6 protein-coding genes are annotated in these 5,340 nt (G+C 71.9%); 5 read left to right on the top strand and 1 reads right to left on the bottom strand.

Features of this window, described 5'->3' with window-relative positions; translation table 11 throughout:
• Positions 1–298 (bottom strand): hypothetical protein (locus VGR37_03205; GenBank protein HEV2146402.1); only part of this gene is annotated, 298 nt, incomplete at its 3' end.
• Between the two features lie 169 nt (positions 299–467).
• Between VGR37_03205 and VGR37_03200 the strand changes: the two genes are divergently transcribed.
• From VGR37_03200 to VGR37_03180, 5 genes are all read left to right on the top strand, one after another.
• Positions 468–890: a GntR family transcriptional regulator gene (locus VGR37_03200; GenBank protein HEV2146401.1), complete on the top strand. Its 423-nt coding sequence runs from the start codon at positions 468–470 to the stop codon at positions 888–890.
• Positions 887–1,816 (top strand): ABC transporter ATP-binding protein, encoded by a 930-nt coding sequence (locus VGR37_03195; protein HEV2146400.1) that lies wholly within the window; start codon positions 887–889, stop codon positions 1,814–1,816. Before VGR37_03200 ends, VGR37_03195 begins: the two co-directional genes overlap by 4 nt.
• Before the next feature lie 20 nt (positions 1,817–1,836).
• Complete coding sequence (locus VGR37_03190; GenBank protein HEV2146399.1) at positions 1,837–2,715, top strand: hypothetical protein; 879 nt, start codon at positions 1,837–1,839, stop codon at positions 2,713–2,715.
• An 86-nt stretch (positions 2,716–2,801) separates the two neighbouring features.
• A complete protein-coding gene (locus VGR37_03185; protein ID HEV2146398.1) occupies positions 2,802–3,713 on the top strand; it encodes an ABC transporter ATP-binding protein in 912 nt (303 codons plus the stop codon).
• Positions 3,710–5,340, top strand: a 1,631-nt coding sequence (locus VGR37_03180; GenBank protein HEV2146397.1) for a hypothetical protein, incomplete at its 3' end; no start/stop codon positions are given. The genes VGR37_03185 and VGR37_03180, both read left to right, overlap by 4 nt.

Here is a 5,340-nt window from a genome sequence, read left to right as displayed (position 1 = left end):
GGTCGGGGCGGGCGAAGCCGCGGGGAGGCGCGGCCCGGGTGGGGCGCGTCTCGCGCTCGCCGCCCTCGACGAGGGCCTTGGGGGCGGAGCCGAGGGCGGCGAAAAGGGTGAGCGGGCCGGACGGCCCGGCCGGCGCAAGCTTCGCTTCGCGGGCCGGGGGCGCGGGGGTGCTGCTGCGGAGGGTCTGCGACTCCAGGCTCCAGCCGGTGTCGGCCCGCGCGCCCGTGGGGAGCGCGAGCGACAGGAGCAGCAGGGCGAGGAGGAGCCCGAAGCGCCGCATGGAGTCCGTGGGAGGCACGGAAGAGGTTCGGACGAACGCCCGTTTGCGCCTGGGCGCACCGGGCGGGGTGCAGCACGTCTCCGCAAGGTGCGTGCTCCTCTCCGGACGGATCGCCATAACCCTTGCGCGGAGGCCGAGCGCGCTGTAGTGTTGTACTCGGGTAACACACCGCTACGCCGGAGCCTCGATGCTGGTGAACCTCGATCCTCGCGACGCACGGCCCCTGTACCTCCAGATCATGGACGAGGTGCGGCGGGCGCTCGTGGTCGGCACGCTGCGGGCGGAGGACCCGCTGCCCTCGGTCCGGGATCTCGCCTCCGAGCTGGTGGTGAACCCGCGGACGGTGTCGCAGGCCTACCGGGAGCTGGAGCGCGAGGGCGTCGTCTACGTGAGGCGGGGGCAGGGGACGTTCGTGGCGCCCGGTGTCCACCGCGACGGCGCTGAGCGCCGCGCCCTTGCCCGGGGGGTCGCCAGGCGGGCGCTGCTCGAGGCGCGGCGCAGCGGTCTGGGGGTGGAGGAGCTGGTGACGAGCATCCGGGAGGTGGCGGCCGAGGAGGAGGGCTCGCCCTCCTCTCCGGCGTCCGCGACGAACCAGGGAGACGAGGAATGAGCCGCCCGACCCACTCTGATCCCGGGGCCGACGCACACGCGGTGGCGACCGACGGGCTGTCCAAGCGATACGGTCGCGAAACGGCGCTCGACCGGGTCGACCTCCGGGTTCCCGAAGGAGCGGTGTACGTCCTGGTGGGCGCCAACGGCGCGGGGAAGAGCACCACGCTCAAGGTGCTGATGAACCTGGAGCGGCCGGACGCCGGCACCGCGCGGGTTTTCGGGCTGGACACCGGCGGGCGCGGGCCGGAGGTGCGGGCGCAGGTGGGGTACGTCCCGGAGCACCACGCCCACGGCTACGGCTGGATGACGTGTGCCCGCATGATCCAGCAGGTGGCGGCCTACTACCCGGCGTGGGACGGCGCGTATGCCGACCGTCTGAGCCGCGCCTTCGGCCTCCGGCTCGACCGGAAGGTGGGCGCCCTTTCCAAGGGTGAGACCCGGCGGCTGCAGCTGTTGCTGGCGCTGGCGCATCGCCCTCCCCTCCTGCTCCTGGACGAGCCCACCGACGGCCTCGATCCGGTGGTGCGCAGGCGGACGCTGGCCCTCCTGGCCGAGCACCTGGCCGACACTCCGACCACCGTCCTGGTGTCGACGCACCAGATCTACGAGGTGGAGAGCCTGGCGGACCACGTGGGGGTGCTCCGGGACGGGCGGCTGGTCGCGCAGATGGCGCGGGACGAGCTCCACCGCAGGGTTCGGCGCTACCGGGTCGAGGTGCCGGAGGGATGGAAGGCGCCGCCCGAGCTTCACGTGGCGGACCTGCGGCGCTCCCGCGCCGGCCGCGAGGTCCAGTGCACGCTGGTGGGCGAGGAGCGGGAGGTGGCCGAGCGCCTCGCCCTCGCCGGAGCGCAGGTGCGCGAGGTGACGCCGCTGGGGCTGGAGGACGCGGCCCTCGCCTTTCTTTCCGAGGAGGTGCCGGCATGACGGAGACGGTTCTTCATGCGATGCCGCGTCCACGCGACGTGCTGCGGGAGCAGGTCCGCGCGGTCTGGGCCGCCCTCCGGCTGCCCGCCGTCGCGGTGGCGGCGGTCGCGGCGCTGGGGACGCTCTTCGTCATGCTCGACATCCTCAGCACCGGCGTCGCGATCGACTTCCGCCCCGAGTACCAGATGCTCCCCAGCGCGCTGGGCCTCCTGTTTCCCATCGGTGTGTGGAGGGGGGTGAAGCGCTTCGGGGCCGACTTCCTCTGGACCCTGCCGGTGGACCGCCGCCGGCACGTGCTCGCGCGGGTGTTCGCCGGCTGGACGTGGCTGATGGCGGCCGTCGCGGTCTTCCTCCTCTGGCTGCTCGCGATGACCCTGGTCTCCGGCGGCAGGGTGCTGGTGGACGAGACGCTGCTGGTCCTCCCCGATCCGGGGTGGGGTGCGGATCCCATCGACCCCGCCGTTCTGAAAAGGGTGCCCTGGCCCACCCAGCCGCTGCTCTGGCTCGTCCCCTTCACGGCGGCGACCGGGACGTACCTGCTCGCGAGCACGCTGGCGCTGGGGACCCGCCACCCCCTGCGGTGGATCGTCGGGGTGGTCCTCGCCCTCCTGCTCCTCGGCGTGATCGGTGACCTGACCAGGACGAAGTGGCTGCACGCCGCACCGGAGCGGGCGGCGGAGCTCGTCCTCGGCGGACGGTACGGGATGGATGCGCTCCTCACCGCGAGGACCGAGTCCCTCAAGATCGACGTCCCGCTCACCACCGGCGAACGCGTCGTAGTGTGGAGGGGGGTGCCGGACCTCGGAGAGTGGGCCCTTGCCACCCTCCTCTGGACCGGCGCCGGCCTGATCGTCCTCTGGGCCGCGGCCTCCCGGCACCGGGAGCGCCGGCGCGCCTGAGCGCACCCGGTCCTCGTCTTCGTCTCGCCTTTCCAGGCGTCTTCCACGAGAGGACGCCCAGGACTCGCCTTGCCCGAGGTGGCACAATGGAACTCCGGATCCGGAACCTTTCGAAGACGTACCCCAACGGGGTGCACGCCCTCCGTGACGTGACGCTGACCATTCCGCGGGGGATGTTCGGGCTGCTCGGCCCCAACGGCGCCGGCAAGTCCACCCTGATGCGCACCATCGCCACGCTGCAGGAGCCGGACGAGGGCTCCATCGCCCTGGGCGACCTCGACGTGCTGCGCCAGAAGGAAAGGGTGCGCGAGACGCTCGGGTACCTTCCGCAGGAGTTCGGGGTGTATCCCCGGGCGAGCGCCCAGGACCTGCTCGACCACTTCGCGGTGCTGAAGGGGATCACCGGCAGGCGGCTGCGCAGGGAGACGGTCGAAGCGCTGCTCCAGCAGGTGAACCTCTGGGACGTGCGGAAGAAGAAGCTCGGCGGCTACTCCGGGGGAATGCGGCAGCGGTTCGGAGTCGCGGTGGCCCTCCTCGGGAATCCGAAGCTGTTGATCGTGGACGAGCCCACCGCCGGGCTTGACCCGGCCGAGCGGGTGCGCTTCCTCAACCTGCTCAGCGAGCTCGGGGAGGACGCGGTGGTGATCCTCTCCACGCACATCGTGGAGGACGTTTCCGAGCTGTGCAGCCGCATGGCCATCATCGACCGGGGCCGCATCCTCCTCGAGGCCGAGCCGCTGCGGGCGGTCGCCGCGCTGCAGGGGCGGATCTGGCGGCGGGTGGTCGAGAAGACGATGCTGCCGGAGCTGGAGCGGGAGCACGCGGTGATCTCGACCAAGCTCCTCGCGGGGCGCACCGTCGTGCACGTCTACGGCGACACGCCGCCCGGCGCGGGGTTCGAGCCGGTGGAGCCGGACCTGGAAGACGTGTACTTCAGCACCATGGCCGGCCACCACGGCCAGCCTGACGGAGAGCCGGTGCTGGAGGTGGCGCGATGAAGCTCTGGGAGATCTTCCGCTTCGAGATCGTCGGCCAGCTGCGCCGCGTCTCGACCTGGCTCTACTTCGTGGCGCTGCTGGGGATCACCTTCCAGCTCACGCGGGAAGCATACGTCGGCAACGCCCGCAACGGCGGCTACTTCCTCACGGCGTCCTTCGTCATCGCGACCGTCACCCTGTTCGGCAGCATCATGGGGCTGCTGGTGCCCGCGGCGCTGGCCGGCAGCGCGGCGGGGAGGGACGTGCAGACGAGGATGCACCCGCTCCTCTACACCGCGCCCGTCAGCAAGGCGGCGTACCTGGGCGGACGGTTCTTCGCCGCCTACGCCCTGAGCGCGCTGATCCTGGCGGCGATCCCGGCCGGCTTCCTGGCCGCGGTGCTCGCGCCCGGGGTGGACCCCGAGCTGATCGGTCCGTTCCGGCCCGCCTCCTACGTCGGCGCGTACCTCGTCCTCGCGCTGCCGAACGCCTTCGTCGCCACGGCGCTCCTGTTCTCGATGGTGGCGCTCAGCCGGCGGGCCGTGCTGAGCTACCTCGGCGCCGTGCTCCTCTTCTTCGCCGCCGTGCTCAGCTGGCAGTTCGTGGCGGAGCACCTGGGGCGGTGGGAGCTGGCAAAGCTGCTGGACCCCCTGGGTCTCACCGCGATGGCCGAGCTCTCGAGGGTGTGGACGGCCGCCGAGAAGAACACCCGCCTGGTGGGACTGGAGGGCTCGCTCCTCTGGAATCGCATCCTGTGGCTCGGTATCGCGCAGGGCGCGCTCGCGCTCACCTACCTCCGCTTCCGGTTCGCACACCCCACGCCGGGCGCCGGGTGGAGCCGCCGCGCCGGGCGGCCGGACGCCGCCGTGGGTGCGGGGATGGCGCGCCGCGCCCCGCCCGCCGTACCGCGGGTCCGGCGGAGGTTCGGTGCCGCGACCCGCGTGCGCCAGCTCCTCGCCGTCGTCTGGGAATCGTTCCGGGAGATCATGACGGGGTGGGGCGGACTCGCCCTCGTGGCGCTGGCGGGGATCCGGGTGCTGACCGGGCCCGAGCTGATGGAGCACATGGGCGTCCCGCTCTTCCCCACCACCGCGCGGCTGACGGGGCTCCTGGCCCACGCCGGCGATGTCGACAAGCTGATCGTTCCGCTGCTCACCATCTTCTACGCGGGCGAGCTGGTCTGGCGGGAGCGCGAAGCCGGCCTTAACGAGATCGCCGACACGTCGCCGGTGCCGGAGTGGGTCTCCTTCCTGGGCCGTTTCCTGGGGCTCGCCCTGGTGCTCGTCGCGGCGCAGGTGCTGATGACGCTGGCGGCGATGATCGTCCAGGTGCTCATGGGCTATCACCGCTTCGAGATCGGGGTGTACGGGCAGGTCCTCTTCGGGCTCCAGCTCGCCGACTACCTCCTCTTCGCCCTGCTGGGCATCGTGGTGCACGTGGTGGTGGGTCAGAAGTACGTCGGCTACCTGGTGCTGGTCGCCGCCTACGGGTTCAGGGCCTTCGCCGGGATGCTCGGGATCGAGCACAACCTGCTCGTCTTCGGGTCCGATCCGGGCTGGTCGTACACGGACATGCGCGGCTTCGGCCCGTTCCTGGCGCCGTTCGTGTGGTTCAAGCTCTACTGGGCGGCGTGGACGCTCCTCCTGGC

The sequence above is a fragment of the Longimicrobiaceae bacterium genome, from assembly GCA_035936415.1.
Taxonomy (GTDB): domain Bacteria; phylum Gemmatimonadota; class Gemmatimonadetes; order Longimicrobiales; family Longimicrobiaceae; genus JAFAYN01.
The sequence above is the reverse complement of the archived record's forward strand: the minus strand, read 5'-3'. Positions and strand labels throughout refer to the sequence as shown.